The following is a 20,454-nucleotide window of genomic DNA, read 5'->3' as shown; positions in this document are numbered from 1 at the left end:
GCGAGTTTCGCAAGACGACACAAACACAGCTCTAAAAACTGCACAACCTATGATGGCTGGAGTAGAACACTTCAGGGCCAATCATTCGTAGATTTAGGAAATCCAGCCGCAGTGCGTTCGCATCGGTTTCTACGACGCGACCAGGCTCAAGGACCATCGGCTAACTGGCGGTGGTTTGAAAAAGCGATTTGCCACGGGGCACGACGACCCACTCACACTTTTCGCGGCGTGACGAGTTATGATTTCGTTTCTCTCAACGAATCATCCCACCCTGTTCGCGAATGCCCTGCCCATGAACATCTCCTGGAAGTTTGCTCTGACGCTTGCCGTTTTCACTGCCACCTGGATGCCACTTTCCACATCCGCTCATTCTGCGGAACCCGAAATGCTACCACTTTGGACCGACGAGGAACTCGGATCCACCGAAGCGGATGACACCGAAGTTTTGCACGATCGAGGCGATCGAAATGCCTGGGTCACGGACATCTTGCGTCCGACATTGACGATCTATCACGCTGACCCGGCCAAGCATTCAGGAACGTCGATCGTGATCTGCCCCGGCGGCGGTTATGGCGGGCTGGCAATCGACAAAGAAGGCCACGTGGTGGCGGAATGGTTCGCAGAACAAGGCGTGACGGCTGGCGTTTTGAAGTACCGATGTGGCGGTGGTGCTCACAAGCATCCGATCCCAATGGGCGATGCTCGCCAAGCGGTGAAGTTGATGCGAGATCATGCTGACGAGTGGAAATTGAAAACGGACCAAGTCGGCATCATGGGTTTCTCAGCAGGTGGTCACTTGGCATCGACCATCGCAACGGACCCGCAAACCGGCGTCAACTTTGCCGCGTTGATCTACCCGGTGATCTCGTTGGATAAAGCGGTCACACACGGAGGTTCGAAGAAGAACCTGTTGGGCGAATCGCCCAGTGACGAATTGGTGCACCAAATGTCGCGAGACGAACAAGTCTCGTCATCAACATGCCCGACTTTCTTGGTGCACGCAGGCGATGACAAGGCTGTTCCTGTCGAAAACAGCTTGCGTTACTACTCGGCTTGCATCGAGCACGGCGTCCCAGCCGAAATGCATCTCTTCCCCACTGGCGGCCACGGCTTCGGCATGTTCCGCGGCGACCGCCCCGTCGACCAATGGCCCAACCAACTCAAAGGTTGGCTGCAATTGAACGAGCTGTTGGACTGATCGCAACGCATCGCTGATGAAGTATCGCCTGATCCGGGCTATGACCCGATCGCGGGAACCAATTCGGCAACCACGATCGGCGACACCGGCGGTTGCTGTTTTCGGGTCGGGACATCAGGAATGAACGGAAGCACCACATTCACTGCGGCAATCACCAGGTACCTGGGCTTGTCGCCTGCCATCACACTTGTTGGATGCCTGCCTCGGAAGTTCAAATCGAAGACCCCGTCGTCACGGGTCTCTGTCGGGTAGTGGCGTATCGCGAGCAGACTGTGGCGTTCATCGTTTTTAGCGTCTCCAAACAAAAATGAAGTCTCACTGTCTCGGTCATGTTGCAATCTCACCGAGTTCTCAGCGGCGAGTAGAATGGCGGGTGCGTTTGATCGTTCAATCAACTTCACGCCTGATGGCTGGGCCACATAGAGCTCGTAGGCAACAGAAACGCCGCCAGCGATGCGTTGCGTCAGGTTGACCAAAAAACTGCCCTCTTCATTCATGAGATAAACGTGGTCACGCAGGTAGTGGCTCTGCGGCATTTGGGACAGCAATTCAGCCTGTGCTGCTGGACTTGCCTGACCTTCTGGGTTGGACAGTGCACACTTGAAAGAAGCCACCTTCAAAAGCGTGGTCTTTGGATCAAGGTCAGAGAGGACGATGATCGATTTCTTGTCAACCGCCGCGCGAATCTGCAGGATCTCTCCAGGAACCTGAATGGACTCCCACTTTCTCTTCAGATTGATATGTCGTCGGCGATCCAGAGGCGACATGTCGATCAGAGTCGCCGCGTCGATGATTCGGATGGCCGAACCAGACTTGGATTGGTTTGAAAGAAAAACCACCTTGTGGTCACCGATCCAAGTCAACCCAAACGATTGTTGAAAGCCACTAGTACTGGTCACTGTGCTTTTGGTGTTTGATTCCCAAAGGATCTCATTGGTTTCGCAGTGAGCGACGAAGAACACGGATCTATTATCTTTGAATCGGCGAACAGAAACGCCGATGAACTTTCCGTCAGGCGAGAACTCGGCGTAGCATCCTCGCAACCTCAAGCCGGTGGCGAGCGGAATGACATTCAACGCGCTCGAGCCATCAAACTGACCAAAGACCAAATGGACTTCTTCGTCTTGACCACTGACAACCGCACACCACTGCTGTTCATCGTTTGACAGGGCGATGTGACGGATCGGTGCAACGCCTCGGCAGACTTCGGTCCTCATTCCGGTTTCCAGGTTCAACCGTTCGATGCTCCCGTCGTAATAGCCGAGCAAGCAAGTCGCGGAATGTTCGCAACCCGTAATGGCAGTGAGCGGGCTCGCCTTCGCATCAAAGGACTGAATCTTTGCAATGAGTTTCTCCGACTCTTCAGCAACGGCCGGACAACAAAACAACACGGCCTGCACCATCAAGAATCCCATCGACGTCGCTCGAATCATTGTGCACCCACCTGGTTTGGAGAACTGGATACGAAGACTCCGTCCAATCCGAAAAGCAGAACCACAAGGATAAGGCATCCCACGGGTGCGAAGCAAATTTTCAGTCGCAACACGCAGGTCTTTCAGCAGCTACGCACAACCGAGGCGAAAGCATGAGGACCGAGCGGAAAACATGTGGCATAGGCTTCTAGCCTGTGATTGCGCGGAACACAGGCTGGAAGCCTATGCCACAATTTCAATCCGACACTTGTTCTTCGCTCGTGGCTAAATGGTTCAGTCAATCAATAGCCTGCTAGGCATTGCCTATGACATTCGAGCGTTAATTGTCCTGCAGAAACTTCGCGAGTGTTGATCACTCTTCTGCGAAGGTGATGATGGGGAAAGTTTCTGGAATGTGGGAGTCCCAGACTCCGTGTTTGCCGAGGGCCCAGCCTCCGGAGTCGGTGGCGGGTTCGGGGGCCTTGGTCTTGTTGAATCGGAAAAGGTCGATTCGCCACTCATCGCCGACCTTGGGTGGCAGTGATCGGTTGTCGCCCTTGGCAAGCCAATTCATCTCCTTCCAAGGAAACGCCAACTCGACCGTCCAACCTTGATCGACGTCGGAATCGTCATTCAAGGTCCCGTTGATGTGAACGGCGGATTTGAAATTGGGAAAGTCGTAGCCAAGAAACGCGATGCGTTTGCCGCGTGGATGATTTGTGAACCCAACGCCATCGAACTCCTGTTGATTCGGAGCGTCTTTGGCAAGTTGTGGGTCGGATGCATAACCGCCTTTCTCGTACGCTTCCTGCCATACAAAGAAGCCTTCGTAGACGGTTCCATAGGAGTTGATCTCGAACTCGTAGTAGGCGTCCTTTCCAGCGATGAAGACTTCGACGTCGTTGTCGTAGTAAATCGGATCGTCACGCTCTTTGTACTCCGCGTCGACGTTGGGTTCTTCCAACCAGAATCCGATGTAAAGAAACTCGTTATCCCACAGGATGGATGAGCGGGTGTCGTGGCGAGTGGGTTGCCCGCTGACCAAGTCGACAAAGGACGTGGTCTTGCGGGCTTGCTGCCAAGCTTCCTCGTCCAAGCGACCATCGATCGACAGCTCAGTGTCGATCTTCGCCGCCGTGTATCGTGGTAAATCCTTGGCAGGGACCAACGATTGAGGGAACGGCTTGGGCATCTCCACCTCGACAGAACTCGGGAACGCGAGCTCGGAATCGGATCGCGCGTCGAAGATTGTCGCGAGTGTTTTTAGAGTTCGCGTGACCTGCCCTTCGAACAGCGTTTGACCTCCGCTGGTGATTTGGATCGGTTGGTCCAAGTCGATGAATCGGTCATCCAAGAAGACGTTGATCTTGTTCACGTCCGAGGAGGTCAGGTCAATCGTTTGACCGTCGACGGCTGCGATGATGGTCGCACCCGCTTTGACCGACGACTCTTCCACGCCCAACCAATAGAAATGCGAGTGAGTCACATCGTCTTGGACCCACACAATCTTGGACGGGGTCACGTTTCGAGTGTGCTTGGCCATCCAAGGAAGCGCGACCGCATCTTCGCGATCCATCCAGTGCCCTTTGTTCGGGTAGATCTTCACGAAGTGTTTGTATCCCTCCGGGTCAGCTTCATGCAGTTCGGCCAACTTCGTTTTCCAATCCGCCGCGATTTGGTTGCGTTTGTAGGCCGCGTCTTTGCCTCCCATTTGCAATGCGAAGGGAACGTTGCGGAGACCCAGTGCCGACGTTTCGTTGGGGTGCCCTGCCATCATCGCGGCGGCCGCCCAGCGGTCGGACAGACGAGGTGCCAGTTGATACACCCCGTCACCGCCAGCGGAATAACCCATCACGTAAACGCGATTTGGATTGACGTTTTCAAACGCGACCATGTTTTCAATCAAACGCACGAACATCGGATCGATGTGCTTTTGATGCCACAGGTTCCATGTGTCAGTCGGAGCACGCGGAGCCACGTAGACACCTTCTTCGGGTTGATACAAACGTTTCTGGTTTTCCCACTGACGATCGTTGACCGCTTTCGGGGCACCACCACCGCCGTGCATGGAGATGTAAAGACTGCGTCCGCCTTCGGGTGCTTCACCAAAAATGCGATAGTCAAACGGCATCTTCAAGTCTCCGAGCGTCAACACTTTTTTCTGCATCTCGTCGGCTCGGGTCTTGCGCAGAACTCGCTTGTGAGCTGCCGCCAAAAGTTCTCTCGCTCGAACGACGTCCTGAGCAGTCAATGCGGTCGAGCTCCACGGTAGCTCTGCAATCGTTTGGAAGTCTTCGGTCGAATGATCGTTCAAGAATTCCTCGAGTGCTTGGACCGCACCCGCGGAGTCCGCATTCCCGACTGACGTTTCCGTTCCAGTTGCATACGAGTTACCAAGCAAACCAATGCAGGCCGCGACTAAAAACGGCATCCATGCGAGTCGGATGTTCGAAGACCAATTCATGGTGATGTCTCAGCAGTTGTTGATGATCAAGCAGCAAGTCGAGAACGACAAGAGGATCGCCCGACCGGATCACCATGATGACTCACTCAGCAAGTCTCGACCACCAACAACCACACGCCGTGTCAGGAAAAACCTGCGTGCGAGCCGCGAAATCGCGTTCAACCGAGAGACAAAAATTCGCGGATCGCTTTCAACGCCACCACTTGTTTGCGAGGACCCAACGCCGCCACGGAGGTCACTGACACAGCGTCATCCACGGTTCTCAGTTCCACCACTCCGGCATGGGAGTGGCCACCCCGTCCTGTGCTGCGATGGACGGAGCGAATTTGATCCATTGGAATTCGCGTTTCTTTGCGGTGAAGCAAACGAATCGACTGGATCAACACGTTCGGATCGCCTCGTCGAAAGATGGCGACTTTGTATTCCAAGACCGATGCCGCGACGATCACAACAAAGGTGGGAATGGCAGCATCGATCCAAGCCAGTTGACCTCGAACAAATTGGACTATCACCGCCACCAGCACAATCAAACAGAACCCGGCGATCCAAGTGGGATAGCTACGGATCACCAACGATCCGTTTTCCTCATCGATTTGATTGATCATTGGGTGGGAAGAGGCTGTGGCACGTGAACGATTCAACTCAGGAGAGTTTAGTCTCGAAACCGGAACGAGCAGGGCGCGCCAGCAGAGAATTCATTTCGTCATCGCCGAGAATTTGTTCCGTTTCCGCATCCCAACGAAGTGACCGCCCAAACCGAGCCGACAAGTTGGCGAGGTGACAAATGTCAATCGCTCGAAGGTGACTGGTCACGTCTGAAATCGGTTCGACTCGTTCCCGTGTGCAATGGAAAAAGTTGGCCCAGTGGTTGCGATGCTGGTTGTACGGCGTTGGCATGTTGCGATAGACCTTCGCGACGGCATCTTCTGGCAACGGGTTGTCTTTCAACTGCTCCACCGGGGCACCGGTCAAGTCGCCTCGACTGACAAAGATGCGGCCGCGAGTGCCTTCCAACAGAACGCCGTTCCTGCCTTCGCTTTTGATATGAAGCTCCGTGCCATCTTTCATCTTGGCAAGTATCGAAAACGAATGAGCGGTGTTGTATTGATCCGCTTGAGTTGGGAAACCGTTTTCGTACGGCACCGGCATCTTGGCATTCCCCTCGATCGAAACCAGCGCGTCGGATTGGCCGGCTTCGCGAAAAGCCCAGCAAGCGATGTCGACGTGGTGGGCACCCCAGTCGGTCATTTTGCCGCCGGAGTAGTCATACCACCAACGGAAGTTTTGATGAGCGTTTGTTTTGCCGATGTGCCACTCGTCCGCTTTGGGATCCGCGATCAGTCGAAAGGGTGATTCGGGGGCGGGCCCCAACCATTGGTTCCAATCCAGCCACTTGGGAACCTTCGCGACGGGAATGGGTCCGGAACCCGAGCTCCCTCCGATCGATGCCGTTGCTCGAAGGATGCGTCCGAGTCTACCGGAGCCTGCGATGGCCACCGCTTTGACAAACAAATCCAGATAGCTTCGCTGCATTGTTCCAACTTGGACGATGCGTCCGGTTTGCTGTTGTACCTTTCGAATTTGCTTGCCTTCATCGACGGTCAGTGTCAAAGGCTTTTCGCAGTAGACGTCTTTGCCCGCCAACATGGCTTCGATCAGAATCTTGGCGTGCCAGTGATCGGGTGTGGCGATGTAAACGACATCCACCTCTTTGTTGTCCAACACTTCGCGATAATCGTTGACTCCCAAGGCTTTGCCGCCGCTCAGATTCTGAACCGCTTTTTGGCGATGGTTTTGATCGACATCGCAAACTGCGACGACATCGCACATGCCTTTGGCAAATCGCAGGTGGTTGTGCCCCATCCGGCCAGCGCCGACAAGAGCCAATCCAGGACGGTCGTTGGCTGAATCAGGTTCCGCAGAAAGGACCGAACGCAAGTGGGTCGGTGCCAGTGTTGCGACAGACAATGCTGCGGAACGTGACAGGAATCGTCGACGAGTGGTGGATGATTGAATCGACACGTTTGGTTTCGTGGATTGAGCTGGCATGGATATAGGAAGGAAGAAATTGAGTTTGAGAAGAAACAGAGTTGGGTTGATCGCGATTGGGAATCACGAATTTGGTTTTCCCAGTTCGTAGGACCGTTGGATTTCTTGGTCGCCGAGAGCGCGTCGAAAGACGGAGAATTCATCAATGCGACCATTTAGGTTCCGCACCAGCCATTCGTCGTAATCTTCCGCCGGACTCCAATTACCAAGTTCTGCTTTCCCGACTCGGATGGGCCACGTCTCATTGCCGAACACGTCGGTTCGCATTTTTTCACTGCCCGTGTGAAGAGGGAACTGGCCGACAACTTGGCCATTGAGGAAATGAGTCACCGTTTGATCGGTTTGGTTGACCACCAAGGCGAGATGCATCCAGCGACCGAGGTCTTCGTAACCCAAGGTTTCTTCCGTGTCGTAGAGCACTCGAAGCGAGGACGGAGGTTTGATGCCCGAACCGATTTGACCGGTGGATTTGAGATGCCAGTGGATGTGATGATTGTCAAACCGGTCTGTTGACATGAGAGAACTGAAGAAGCGATCAAACCCGTCAATTCGCAGCCACGTCATCATGGTGAGATCGTCAAAGGTTCCCGGCAGGTTGAACTGCACACGATTGTTTGGACGTTTGAACTCCAAGGCATACTTTCCATCCCAGCGACCGCGAGACCATTCGCAACCCAGGATCGTTCCGTGAGTGGAGTCCGACTTTTGGTTGGTCAGTCGGCTTGGTTCGGAAGCGTCGGGTTCGAAATCGTAGAGCACCACCAGATCAGGATCCTCCAACACGGTCTCGATGTGTTGTTTCCAACGTTCGTATCGTCGCTGATCGGATCGTTGTTTCAGTCCCCACAGTTTTTCAACGCTAGTGAATCGTGTTGGTTGCGTCGCAACGGTGGACCAATCGTGGTCAGGAGCGTCTCGTGAAATCGCGTACCCAGAAACAATCCGTTGGGCTGTTCCTCGATCTTGAATCGACTGCATTTCGACTTCCCCGTCAAAAACATGCAGTTCCTGCTCGCCATCGATTCCCACATCCAATCCAAACTGAGTGCCCAAATCAACAAATCGATTTGTCGAGGTTTCGATGGTGAAACCATGAGCAGATTCTGGAACGAAACATCGGATCTTACCGTGATGCAACACACCGAGTTGACGGTTGATCAGATCCAACCTGGCCGGGCCTTCCAGGATCGCGGTAGCGCCGTTGAGAAAGGCCAGATGAACGATCCCGTTCTGCAGATCCAGCGTTTGAGCAGTCAGTTCATCGCCGACACGAGGCGCTTTTTCACCGTCGTTCCAGACTGGATCAACCACTTGTTGAAGGATCGCCAACGAGTCTGTTTTGTGCGACGTGATTTGGGTGGGAAGCCTCAAGGACCTGGCCGCGTTGACCACCGACACGACCTTGCGTTCCTGACCGGACGGCAGGACAGTTTGCTGGTTCGCATGCTCGTGCAACGAACGTGATTGTTGCCAAACAACGACTGCCAGGAATGCTGCTGCGATGGATGAAACGGACGCAACCAACATCCAGGCTTGCGTGGGAAAAATTCTGTTGAACCCGGTTGATCCCTCAGTCGACACGCTAGCTTGAGGCTTCTCTCCCGCAATTGTATCGGTGAAGGTGCGGGTGAGTGGAGAAGTCTCCTGTTCGTCGTGCAGCTCTGTGTCAACGAGTTCATGCAGATCCGAATGGATTTGCAGAATCTCATAGTAGTGTTGGCGATTGGCTTCACTTTCGCGAAGCAGACTTTGAAGCTCGACGAAGTCAGACTCTTCGATGCATCCTGCGCAATACTGGTCGATTAGGTCTTCCAACCGGTCGTTCATGTTCTTTGTTCCAGTGTTATGAGGTGGCCAGCTTTCCTTTGACGCAGCCTTTCAATCGCCGACGAAGACGACCCAGCGTCTTGTAAAGGGCGTTGGACGTCAAATTGAGTTGTTCAGCCATTTCAATGATGGTTGCTTTGGAACCGTAGGCGGTCATCAACAACCGACGATCGGCTTCTCGCAATTGCGTCAGGCAATCCTTCAAGTACGTCTGCCTTTGATCGATCTGGTCACCCGCCGCACGTTCCGTTGCTTCGTTCGCGATCTGTTCGATCAGGCCTTCGTCAAAGACCAACCGGTCTCTCGCTCGCTTGCGTCGATACATCAACACTTCGTATCGGCAGACCACGTAAGCCCAAGGCAGGAAGCCCTCGTCGTCGTCAAGCTGCGAGAACTTCTTCCACAACGACGTGCACGCATCCTGCATGATTTCATCCACGGCGTCGCGATCGACGACCAATTGGAAGAGGAAGGCGCGTAGTCGTCTCTCGTTCGCGGTGAGCAAACGTACAAACCGTTCCACCTCAGCGTGGGCATGAAGAGAATTGTTGGTTGTCATTGTCGATTCACTTCCCTGGAGAGTCGATTCATCAGTTCGTTCGCTCTCGGCAATAGTGGTGATCCACCTGCTCGGAGAGCCGCGAAACTGATCCGCTTGGAATCGGTGCAAAGGGTTACTGCCGGTCAACAGGAAATTGGCCGGCAATCGAATCCAATTCCATAGATTTTGTCAGCAGGCAAATTCTGTTCTGTGATGAACAAAGATAGCAGTCATGGTGCGAGAACTTGAAGGTGAGAGTTCGAGTCCATCTTCTAATAAGTCTATTGAATAGATTTGGTGGATGATTCCATGAATCGCAATTGAAATAAATGGTGGATTTTTGAAGGTTTCTTTGGCTATTTGTCTTGAGGACGGCAGTAAACCCTCAAGGCGGTAAACGGACCGCCCTTGTTTGGTTCAATGCCACTCACCGCGATCGCAGTCACGGGGTGAACATCGGCATGGGATCCCGTTCGATCTATCAGACTGCGACAGGAATCATTTGATGAACAAACGACAAAAACATAGTCGTGATGGCTTCACACTTGTCGAGTTGCTGGTCGTGATCGCGATCATCGGTGTGTTGGTGGGATTGCTTCTGCCAGCGGTCCAGGCCGCTCGCGAAGCCGCACGTCGCATGAGTTGCAGCAACAACTTCAAACAGCTTGGTTTGGGGCTGCACAACTATCACTCGGCGTTCAACCAATTGCCCATTCAGGGGACTGGTCCCTATGGCGATGAGTCTCGCGGACCCAATAACAATGGGAACGAAGGATCGGAAAACCGTCGTTCAACGAAAAGCCAAGGCAGCGCACTCATCGGATTGATGCCGTTCATGGAACAGCAGGGTCTGTGGGAGCAGATGTCCGTGAAGACGGTCAGTGACGACACTGCCATCTTGTACTGGCCATTTGGCTCCAACCACACCTACGGCGGTTCGGATGTTGCTCGATATAACCCAGCTCGGACGGAGATTCCAACCATTCGATGCCCCAGCGACCCTGGGTTTGGTTTGCCTGCCCTGGGTCGAACCAACTACGCGTTCTGTTTGGGCGATGGGATTTGGAACAACCACCGTGGAATCAAACATCGCAACAACAATCAAACCATTGCCGGTGCATCCTCAGAACCGCGATGTCGCGGGTTCTTTGTCGCGCATGCAAGCATGAAATTCCGTGACATCTTGGACGGGCTCAGCAACACGATCGCGATGGGTGAGATTGCGACCGATTTGGGTGACAACTTCGTCACCACGACCATTGGAACGAACTCGTCAAACAACCTGATTCTGTCCAATCCAAATGCGTGTGCAACTTTGGTTGACCCAGAACGTCCCACATTCTGGGACTTGAGCAACGGCAACTATGTTCCGTTGGTCAACGGAAACGTCAAACGCGGTTTTCGCTGGACAGCCGCGGGTGCTGCGTTCTCGGGGATGAACACCATGTTGGCTCCCAATAAACCATGCTGCACCCGAAACGCTGGCAATGCGAATGCCTACGAGCACGTTGGATCGTTCACCGCTAGCAGTCGACACCAGGGTGGCGTCCATGTCTTGATGGGCGACGGTGCGGTGAAGTTTGTCACCGATTCGATCGACGCGGGCAATGCGGATGCTCCACCTGTCGATCCAGGTCGTGCCGGGTGCGATCAAACGGCGGGACGGACCAGCCCCTACGGTTTGTGGGGTGCACTCGGGACTCGCGCTAACAAGGAAGTCATCGACGAAGAGTTCTAAGTTTCGGCATTTGAACTGCTTTGCCACACGCCACTATTCCCGCGTACAACCGGGGCTAGCGGGCTGTTGATTTAGTCGAATACCGAATGACAACAATTAGCCGATGGGCGTTAGCCCCGGTTGGCGTCTGACCAACCACCGCGAACGCGGTACGGCTCATTCAATCAACAGCCCGCTAACGCCCAAACGGCTCACATGGAGTTGCCCGATCATTCCTGCCCAGCTGCTTAGCGATGGGGGATCGATCAATTCGACACCTCTTTCTTGATACTCGCGAGAACGATCTGTTTCGTTTTCGCAGTTCACTCCTCCTCATTTGAAAAATTGGTAAACATGCGAAACTTGATGGCCCTTTTGTTTTGTCTCGGCGGTTTGTCGTTCTTGCCTGGGTGCTCTTCCGACGAGCCCGTGCTGCTCGATTACAGCGAAGAGGATTTCAGATCGATGGACGAAGCCGCCGGCATTGGTGCGGATGGTGAAGCGACCGAAGAAGTCTCGTTCGAGAAGTTCTGATTGCCCGTCGTCAACTGAATGTGCCGGCCGAGTGAGACGTCGGTCATGTTCCCGGCCGACCATTTGAAATGGTCGGCCATTTGAAGTCCCGCCTACCTTCCCACCTGCTCACCCCTGAGCGTTCCTCCCTCCATCTCTCCCGCCTGATGAATTCAACAACATCGTTTTTGGCGATGGGTTTGGTCTTTGCCAACCTATCGATCCAGTCGTTTGCGCAAGATGAGTTGCAACCGCCACCCTATTCCGAACTTGGTTACCACGACCGGTTTCTGGAGTCCCAGTGGAAGCCGAGCAGCGATCCAGATCGAGCCATCTTTGTGTCCTCGTCGGCGGCGCACGATGGTGTTGGCACGAGGGATTCTCCTTTCAGCAATTTGACCCAGGCTCGTGATTCGATTCGAAGGCTTCAGGCCGAGTCGGGTCTACCGGCGGGCGGAATCGAGGTGGTCCTGCTGCCCGGTGTTTACCATCTGCCGGAAACATTTCATCTATCGCAACAGGATTCTGGGACAGAAGACGCACCGATCATCTATCGTGCCGAAGTCCCTGGATCCGTTCGTCTCTCGGCGGGCACGCCGATTGAATTGCAGGACACTCAGCGAGTCGAGCACCCGGCGTTGCTGGGACGTTTGCACCCGAATGCTCAAGACAAAGTTGTGATGGTTCGTGTTCCAGACGAATGGTTGTCTGGCGTCGATCATTCAACTCGGCTCGCCTTTGATGGTCAGTTGCTTCGACGGGCTCAGTGGCCCAACCTCGGATACTGTCACATCGATCAGATCATCGACAAAGGTCCCACGACGCGTTGGTTGAAACCTGGTGAGAAGCCACCGACGGCAAGTCCGGGCAACCCGATCGGCGCGAAGTTCACCACGGTTGAACCGCTTTCACCTTTACTGCAGAGCGAGTTCCGACGCACCCAAAGGATGCAGGTGGAGGGTTACTTGCACAACGATTGGTATTTCCAAAGAGAACCAGTTGGTGCCATTCAGGACGGTGTCATCCAGCTTCAACAAGCGACGCGATACGGAGTCGCCGACAAGATCAAATCAATTCCTCGGCGGATTCGTTTGGTCAACGTTCTTGCAGAACTGGATGAGCCTGGGGAATGGTATTTCGACACCACAGATCAGATCCTGTACCTGTGGCCCCCGACCCAGATCGATCCACAGAAGACACGGTTGTCGATGCTGTCACCATCTCATCAAGGAACGATCGCGATGGAGAACGTTTCTTTCTGCGTGTTTCGCGATTTGATCTTCGAAGATTCGGGACGCTGCGCCGTTTCGATTGAGGATGGGGCCAACGTTTTGATCGCCGGTTGTGTCTTCCGCAACGGAACTCATCGTGGCGTGGATATCAATGGCGGATCGCGGCATGGGATCACGGGATGTGAATTTCACGATTTGGAAAGTGCATTCTCGATGCGGGGTGGTGACTTTCGAACGCTCGAACGCTGCTACCACTTCGCTACGAACAACGAAGTTCATTCCTGTCGACGTCGCGGATACGGTGTGATGGGAATGAACGGCGTGGGGATGTACTTCGCTCACAATCTCATTCACGACATGAATGGAGCGCTGAGTTTCAACGCGGTCGACACGCTGATGGAATTCAACGAGTTCTACAACATTGGCTACGAGATGGGCGATTTCAACGTCGCCTATTGCGGAGCAAAGTGGCACACCATGAACAATGTGTTGCGTTTCAATTTCGTACACCATCTATTTGAGCCTGGCGGGCATCCGGTGATTGGATTCCGAAATGATGACGGAGGCATGGGACTTCAGATCTATGGCAATGTGTTCTATCGATCGGGGCGTGGTGCGGCCCAGTTCCATGGCCCGTTGAATTCGTTTCGCAACAATATCACGATGAAAACCCATCACATGTGGTGGACCAACAAGGGGGCGATCACCGAAGAAGAAGTGCAAGCCGAATGGAAAGGCTTGGAGCGTTTTGGACGCGATCTGCCACACGGGGACAAAGGCGACAATCTCTATTTGATGGAACAAATGCTTGGCGAAAATGGATGGTCCATCGGGGTTTGGAAAAAGGAGTTTCCAATGTTGTCCACTGCCATCCAAACCAATCCGTTTGCGCAGACATTCAGCGTGGTTGCAAACAACTATGTGCATCGCGTTCGAGTCCCATTTCACATTCATGGTGGGTCGGGAACGGTTGAAGGCATGGAGAGCAAGGAAACTGGGAAGATCGTGGATCTGCCCTCCGAGGGGCACTTTGAGTTGCCCGAAGAAATCTCGATGGAAGCGTTTGAAGACCTCGCACAACTGGATTTCCGATTCCGCGAAGGCTTTCAAACGACCAACGGGTTTCAGCCCATTCCCTTCGAAAGAATTGGACTGGTTCGCGACAAATTTCGCGCTACGCCAGTTGATCGCTCCTACCGCGCCGATGTCTACAAGCGATATGTGAATGAAAGAGGCGGTCACTACGATCCGGAAGTGATCAACGCTCGTTATCGCGTGTTGTCGAACGAGTCAGACCGACAGGAATGATTGGCGACAAGGATGTGAGCCGTGACGGCTTTGCTTCCCAGGTAGGCCCTCGCCATTCATTTTGATTCTTCTTGCTGCGATGGAGTCGAAGCTTTAATCTCGGGGGTGGTTTTGTCTGTTGGTGATTCGGAGACCGCTTCTTCGGAGGTGAGACGGTGCTTGTGAAGTTGTTCTTTCGTGCTGGTGATGAAGGTGTCACGAATGACTTGATCGCCTTCGCCAATCAAGACGGAGTACTTGTGTTGTTGTTTCAGTTTCACGCGAAGATGATCGTTGGCATCGAATCCCTCGTCGTTGGTTTGACCTTCAAAGACAACTTCGTCGCCATCCAGGACTCGCAATCGGCAACTGGCTCGGTTCCCATCCGCACCATGGACCACAAACAGCGACTCGGTCATGCCGGGCGGCAATGACTTTTGAAGAGCAACGTAGCGGTCGGTCACGTTCACAGCGGGAATGCTTCGAAGCTTTCGATTCCAAACGCAAGGGAACGAGAGCGGGGTCTGTTTGAAACTGGTCGCATAGATCGCGTGGGCCTTTGACGAACGGTCTGCTTTGGTTGCATTGCCGACAAACCAACCACGATCCAGTTCGTTCCCGGTTGGCTCCGCGGCACCCGTGAAATGCCAGCCATCGTCCCAGACTTCCACCCACGAGTGATTTCCTGATTGATTGAACCACAGGGGCGTGCCCACGAACCGAGCGGGGATCCCAACGGATCGACAAGCATCGATCAGCAGCACCGACAAACCCGTGCACGACGCCAACCCGGTTTCCATTGATTCCAGTGGGCTTTGATCAGCCTTCACTCGCCGAGTGGAATACTTCACGCCGACGTTTTTGAATAGTTTTTGATTGATCAAAGCGGCCGCTTCGCTCGGTGAACTCGCTCCTTCCATCATCGGCAGGCAGCGCTTTCGAAAATCGGCTCGCCACTCGTCGCGTCGCTCATAGATGCTCGCGTACGGCAGAACATGATTGAGAAAGATGTCCTTGGGAATCTCCTTTGCCCACGGTGCATCGGTCCAAGCTTGATAGGCCAGTCGAGTGTTTTCCAACAGGTAGTCCGCCGAAAGCGTTTGCAGATCACTCTCTGGCATATTCGCGATCAGAAACTCGATCCCTTCCCGTTGATCCGCTGGTGCATCTGCCAGCGCTTGTTCCAGTTCCCCACGGTTGTCTCCCGCCAGAGCCAGTCGATCGGTGTCGAACTCCGCCGATGCGAGCCCGGAAAGACAGAGGAGAAACGTAGGAAGGATCAAGGCAACAAACGGCTGTCTCATGAGATGGACTCAGCGTTCAAGTGTCAGGCAGTGGCATGGAACAGGCATCCGATCGCAGCAGTGGTCACTGCTCCCGATTCAAACGCCCAGTCAAGTCATCAGTATGACTGGCCCAAGCGTGCGCAACCACTGATGAAAGGTCCTCGCCGAATGGAATGACTCCGCCAGTAAAAATTCTCTACGGAGTCGTCTTTTGTTGTCGACTTCATCGCCCGAGACCCCAGGGCGATTGCGCCACACTGGGTGATCTGCGACAGTGAGTAAATATCCCTGTCTGGGCTGCTGACTCACCGCAGCCAGCCGGGTGCCCTCACTTTGGTATGTCTCGATGGAACGCTTCACTTCACTGATTGATCAGCTTGGCAACGTAGCCGACCCTCGTCCAGGAGAACCCGTTTATCCGCTGGTCAACATACTGTTCATGATGATTTGTGGAGTTGTCGCAGGAGCGGATGACTTTGTTGCAATCGCACGATTCGCCAACACGAAGAAGGACTGGTTTGCCAAGTTTCTGGATATGACTCATGGCGTTCCATCTCACGATCGTTTCAACGCGATCCTCAACGCAATCAAGCCAGAAGAATTTGAACCGATTCTGTTGGCGTGGCTTACCGAACTGCACAAGATCACCAACGGACAAGTCATCGCCATCGATGGCAAGACGCTTCGTCGAAGCTATGACCACGCAAGCGGGAAAGCCGCCATTCATATGGTGAGTGCTTGGGCAACCGCCAACCACCTCAGTCTTGGGCAGACCATCGTCGACCAGAAGAGCAACGAAATCACGGCGATCCCAAAATTGCTTGAGATCATCGAGGTTTCCGGTGGTTTGGTCACGATCGATGCGATGCCAAACCGAAATCGCTGCCAAGATCATCGACGAAGGAGCGGACTACTGTTTGGCCGTCAAGGGAAATCAGCCGACGCTTCACGAGGGGATCAAGGCGTTCTTCCTTTCCCACCTGGAAGATGACTTTGCAAGAGTGCATGTTGCAGAGCATCACACGAAAGAGGCTGCTCATGGTCGAATCGACGAACGAAGCTACTACTTGTGTGAGCTTCCTGAGGACCTGCCAGACGGCTCAAGATGGAAGGGGCTCCAGGCCATCGGAATGTCGATCAACAACACTCAGCGTCGCAAAGGCGATGAGATCGCAGTTCGATACTACATCGTGAGTAAGATGTTGCCTGGTGAAGACTTCGCCGGTGCGGTTCGTGGTAATTGGGGAATTGAAAACAGTTGCCACTGGCAACTTGATGTGACCTTCGGCGAAGACCAATGTCGAATCCGCAAGGGGCATGGGGATGAGAACTTCAGCACGCTGAGGCGAACCGCACTCAGTTTGCTAAAACAAGAGAAGACAGCCAAGTGTGGCGTGAAAAACAAACGCCTCACTGCGGAATGGGACGACAGCTACATGGAAAAAGTCGTTTTCAGCCCTTGATTTCCCGTGCAATCGCCCTGCGCCATGGTGAGCAACATTGGGAGAGATTTTTCGAAGAGAATCAAAGAGTTGGGAGGTTAGGGATCACGGCTCATTCGGTATTTCGGGCTGAGATACTGGTGTCGAAGACTGGATGATTCCATATGGTCGGACACTTGCTATGTTTGCCGCTTTCACTCGGATTGATTGAACGATCATCTGCGACGTTCGGCCCACGCCACCGGTATGCAGCATCACGCGAACGTTGTTCGGATCGATCGGCAGTTGCGAAGTCACCATGGTACCGATGATCGACTCGGATTGACCGGGACCGTGTCCCGCGACACAGAAAACTTGCGATCCACGACGCACGACACGAAGAACGTTCACGTCGTCGATGGCTTGATTGCCGATGACTTGGTACAGAAAACGTCCGTCGTACTTCATTCTCGCAAGCGCCTGTGCGGCGACAGTGTTTTCGTCAGTTTTTGTCAAGGTTGCGCTGATCTGTGTCCGGTCTTTGTCACTCAATTCGACTTCTAAAAGAACTTGTGTATTTTGGTCTTTGGCAGGTTTTGGAAATTTGACCGTTGCGAATTCAAGTGAGATATCAAAATCACCCGCGATGGCATTTGGAAAAGCAAGCCCAGCGCTAGTCCAATCATCCGTTCCCGGCGAAGTGACTTTTAGTCCTTCGTCCGACTTGATAGAGTTTCCCCAGTGGGAAAACGCTGTTCTTGTTTGGGGTGATTCGGTGAAGTCGTGTGAGAACGAATCTGGCAGTTGAGCGACGTTTTGGTTCAAAGATTGGATGGTTGCAATTTCGTCGATCCCGGTGTTTCCGCCAAGATGTTCGGCACGAACGTACATTTCAGTGAATCGACCGCTAACTTTTCCTGCCGGGCCTTCAATGTCCACGCCGAGCTGAATCCCCAATCGAACCAGATCGTCGACAACGAATGACTCTTTCCCCAGATAGTAGAAATAGTCGGATTCGCCATCGGCCGCCGAGTAGTGGATCGTATCGCCACGTCTCGATAACTTCATCCTTCCGGAATCTCCATCGCATGGAACCTGACCAAAATAGCGACGCCGTTGGTTGCCCTCGGTGGTGAACATCTTCATGCACTGAATCAAGTGCGCATTTCTACGATCTTCGACTCTTTGGATCATCGCCTCATCGCTGCCGATGGAGTCGGCTATGACCCGGACGCGAACGCTGCCGACCCGTTCGAGCAACGAATCACATTGAAATTGATCGTATGACACGATAACGTCGAAGTCGCCGCCCACTTCGATCGTCGGAGCCACGTAGGCACCGCGAAAACCGGCGTCGCTCGACTGCCTGACCACCAAACCCCGATCGGTCGCGTTGACTGTTCTCGTCGGGTCGCCGTGCGGTTGCGCGAACGATCCTGTCATCATTGAAGATCCATCAAACCGGTGCCGCATTTCTTCCCCAGGATTGGTCGACGTCCATTTGAGAAAGCTCTCGGTCTTTGCAGCCAACTGTTGTGCATCCCTGGAAGGAAGCTCCTTTGGCCAATCTCCTTCCCATCGCGGATTGCGGACGCGCAGCGAAGTTTGGTCGGCGAAGTGAAATAAGCCGAAAGACGGTGGCACGGTTGACGGTTCTATTTTGGACTCACAAATCAAAACGCCGTTCAGATGCAGCCGGATCTGATCACCGCGACGCGAGAGGCTCAGTTGGTTCCACGCGTTTGACTGCAGCGGAGGGGGCGACCCGGACTGCGCGTCAATGCTCCGTTCGTTTCCGGGACGTAATTCACTTCGATCGAACCTGCCGTCGGTCAGCCGATGCAAGCCAACTCCGTCTTCACGGATCAAAAAACAGTTTCGGCCGAGCGCCGGGTGCGCCATTGTTTTGCCGGGCTCGTACCAAAACTCATATTCGATAGTACCGTTCTCAACCATCGGCCGCATATAACGTAGAAGATGCTCGTCATGACTCCCATTGGGAAGCCGAGTGACCTGTGGATCTGAGATTTCACGGATGACCGACGAACCAATCTCCGTGCCAATTTCAGCGGACCAATTGGCGAGCGGATGATCGGTTTTCCCAGGTGCTTGAAAGTAGTCATACCAACCCAGCAGTTCTTCGGAATCAATCATCTCGAGACTATCTGGAATAACGGGATTGCCCGAGATCCTCAAGTTATCCACGCCACCTTGGATACGGTAGTTCGTACGAATCGCAACCCACGGATCGGCCGAATCTGCGATCGGCTGCTGGTGAATTGTTCGGCCACTGATTGACGTGGTTGCAGTGCCGTCGCGGACGTCCACTCTTGTACGCAGATACCCATAGCTACCAGTGTCCGTGAGAGGCCGCCCGATGTTATGGCGGCTAAGTTCCTCGCGAATATTGCCAGTGAGGCATTGTTCATGGTCGAAAACGAGGCCAGCCCAGTATCCACCAACCATCAGTTCAGCCTCCTGGTAGCCGAACCCTGTCGCGAGCGCGTCAATCGTAAACGAACCACGCAGCGGCGATTGATAAAAGAGATACTCGTCACCGTAGTTCCACAAGTTGCGATAGTGACCGGTACCAATGATTGGGGATGGAAGCGGGAACGCATTGCCGTGTTCAAAGGCTCGTTCACGACTCGCGATGTACCACTGAGGACTCACTTCGTGCCCCAACGAGCCTTCCGCTGTTGATCCGTCCATTTTCGCTCGCGCCGCAACCAAATGTCGAATCCAAGCGGGACGAACGTAATCCTTCTGACGAGCAAGAATGACGAACAAAACGAGTTCGCGAACCGCAAGGCTGGAAGGGTTTGATCGAGCCGCTTCGTCTGCGAGCAGTAAAGTTTCGTATCCGATTTCGTCCGAAATTGACTCATCCGTTCGAACCGCCTCTACCAGATGTTCTAAATGCTGTTCCGCACGCGCCGCATCGCCTTGTTGCATAGCAATCAAAGCGAGTAGCGTGAGTTGATTGCGTTTCATCCGTGGCGATGTGGCTGGGCAATTGGTAATTCGCCGACGTAACGCGTCCGACGATTCAAGCTGTCTCGCCAATCGGATCAAATCGACAGCCGGAGAAACAATCGTTGGGTGTTCGGAATACTCAGCTCCGTCTCTGTCGCTCGCGCGCACCCAATTCGGCGCGCCAGCCGCTGAGAAATCCGCGGTCACCCGAAATCCGGGATGACTGATCGTTGGGGTCACCCATGAAAGCAAGTACTCATAACGATCCGAAGGGGACAGCATTGATGCGTTCCGACAAATGACGATGCCGGATTCGATGAAGGTTTGCTCACCAAATATCTCACCAAATGCCGTCAGATCAGATCGCCTGACAGCGTTAAAATTTTGGTTTTTATCTTGAGCCGTCGCGACTCCTACCCACGACGCCGCGAGGAAAACCGCCATCAAAAACGTTCGTGATGTCTGCGACGGACATTGCCAGGGGAAGACGGCGTGCATTTGAGTTAACCGATAGGGTCAGGAACGGTCGAA

The 20,454-nt window shown here is 53.7% G+C and carries 12 protein-coding genes and 1 pseudogene; 5 read left to right on the top strand and 8 right to left on the bottom strand.

Going from position 1 to position 20,454, the window contains the following annotated elements; genetic code table 11:
• Window positions 1-292 precede the first annotated feature (292 nt).
• Window positions 293-1,198, top strand: a complete 906-nt coding sequence (locus CEE69_RS27350; protein ID WP_233215699.1) for an alpha/beta hydrolase — start codon at window positions 293-295, stop codon at window positions 1,196-1,198.
• 38 nt (window positions 1,199-1,236) lie between these two features.
• Here CEE69_RS27350 and CEE69_RS27345 read toward each other — a convergent pair whose 3' ends face one another.
• From CEE69_RS27345 to CEE69_RS27320, 6 genes are all read right to left on the bottom strand, one after another.
• Window positions 1,237-2,613 (bottom strand): hypothetical protein, encoded by a 1,377-nt coding sequence (locus CEE69_RS27345; RefSeq protein WP_233215698.1) that lies wholly within the window; start codon window positions 2,611-2,613, stop codon window positions 1,237-1,239.
• Between the two features lie 370 nt (window positions 2,614-2,983).
• Window positions 2,984-5,074 carry a sugar-binding protein gene (locus CEE69_RS27340; RefSeq protein ID WP_233215697.1) on the bottom strand — a complete coding sequence of 697 codons (2,091 nt, stop codon included), beginning with the start codon at window positions 5,072-5,074 and terminating at the stop codon, window positions 2,984-2,986.
• 158 nt (window positions 5,075-5,232) lie between these two features.
• Window positions 5,233-5,679, bottom strand: a complete 447-nt coding sequence (locus tag CEE69_RS27335) for a hypothetical protein (RefSeq protein ID WP_099263742.1) — start codon at window positions 5,677-5,679, stop codon at window positions 5,233-5,235.
• 37 nt (window positions 5,680-5,716) lie between these two features.
• A complete protein-coding gene (locus CEE69_RS27330; protein WP_390180006.1) occupies window positions 5,717-7,123 on the bottom strand; it encodes a Gfo/Idh/MocA family protein in 1,407 nt (468 codons plus the stop codon).
• A 63-nt stretch (window positions 7,124-7,186) separates the two neighbouring features.
• Window positions 7,187-8,950 carry a LamG domain-containing protein gene (locus CEE69_RS27325; protein ID WP_099263741.1) on the bottom strand — a complete coding sequence of 588 codons (1,764 nt, stop codon included), beginning with the start codon at window positions 8,948-8,950 and terminating at the stop codon, window positions 7,187-7,189.
• A 16-nt stretch (window positions 8,951-8,966) separates the two neighbouring features.
• Window positions 8,967-9,509 (bottom strand): sigma-70 family RNA polymerase sigma factor, encoded by a 543-nt coding sequence (locus CEE69_RS27320; protein WP_099263768.1) that lies wholly within the window; start codon window positions 9,507-9,509, stop codon window positions 8,967-8,969.
• A gap of 487 nt (window positions 9,510-9,996) precedes the next feature.
• Between CEE69_RS27320 and CEE69_RS27315 the strand changes: the two genes are divergently transcribed.
• From CEE69_RS27315 to CEE69_RS27300, 3 genes are all read left to right on the top strand, one after another.
• On the top strand, window positions 9,997-11,229 hold the full coding sequence (locus CEE69_RS27315) for a DUF1559 domain-containing protein (protein ID WP_099263740.1): 1,233 nt from the start codon (window positions 9,997-9,999) through the stop codon (window positions 11,227-11,229).
• A gap of 345 nt (window positions 11,230-11,574) precedes the next feature.
• The gene (locus CEE69_RS27305; RefSeq protein ID WP_158231084.1) at window positions 11,575-11,742 is read left to right on the top strand and encodes a hypothetical protein; all 168 of its coding nucleotides are present in this window, start codon (window positions 11,575-11,577) and stop codon (window positions 11,740-11,742) included.
• A gap of 146 nt (window positions 11,743-11,888) precedes the next feature.
• Complete coding sequence (locus CEE69_RS27300) at window positions 11,889-14,261, top strand: right-handed parallel beta-helix repeat-containing protein (protein ID WP_233215696.1); 2,373 nt, start codon at window positions 11,889-11,891, stop codon at window positions 14,259-14,261.
• A gap of 56 nt (window positions 14,262-14,317) precedes the next feature.
• On the opposite strand, the gene CEE69_RS27295 is transcribed toward CEE69_RS27300, so the two are convergent.
• Window positions 14,318-15,544, bottom strand: a complete 1,227-nt coding sequence (locus tag CEE69_RS27295; RefSeq protein WP_233215695.1) for a transglutaminase-like domain-containing protein — start codon at window positions 15,542-15,544, stop codon at window positions 14,318-14,320.
• A gap of 328 nt (window positions 15,545-15,872) precedes the next feature.
• Here CEE69_RS27295 and CEE69_RS27290 point away from each other — a divergent pair.
• Window positions 15,873-16,989 (top strand): annotated as a pseudogene (locus CEE69_RS27290) (ISAs1 family transposase).
• Window positions 16,990-17,073: 84 nt separating this feature from the next.
• On the opposite strand, the gene CEE69_RS27285 reads toward CEE69_RS27290, so the two are convergent.
• Window positions 17,074-20,205, bottom strand: a complete 3,132-nt coding sequence (locus CEE69_RS27285; RefSeq protein WP_233215694.1) for a DUF1583 domain-containing protein — start codon at window positions 20,203-20,205, stop codon at window positions 17,074-17,076.
• Between the last annotated feature and the right edge of the window lie 249 nt (window positions 20,206-20,454).

Origin of the sequence: Rhodopirellula bahusiensis (genome assembly GCF_002727185.1) — a bacterium.
Taxonomy (GTDB): Bacteria; Planctomycetota; Planctomycetia; order Pirellulales; family Pirellulaceae; genus Rhodopirellula; species Rhodopirellula bahusiensis.
Note: the sequence above shows the minus strand (reverse complement) of the source record. Positions and strands in the feature narration are given on the sequence as shown.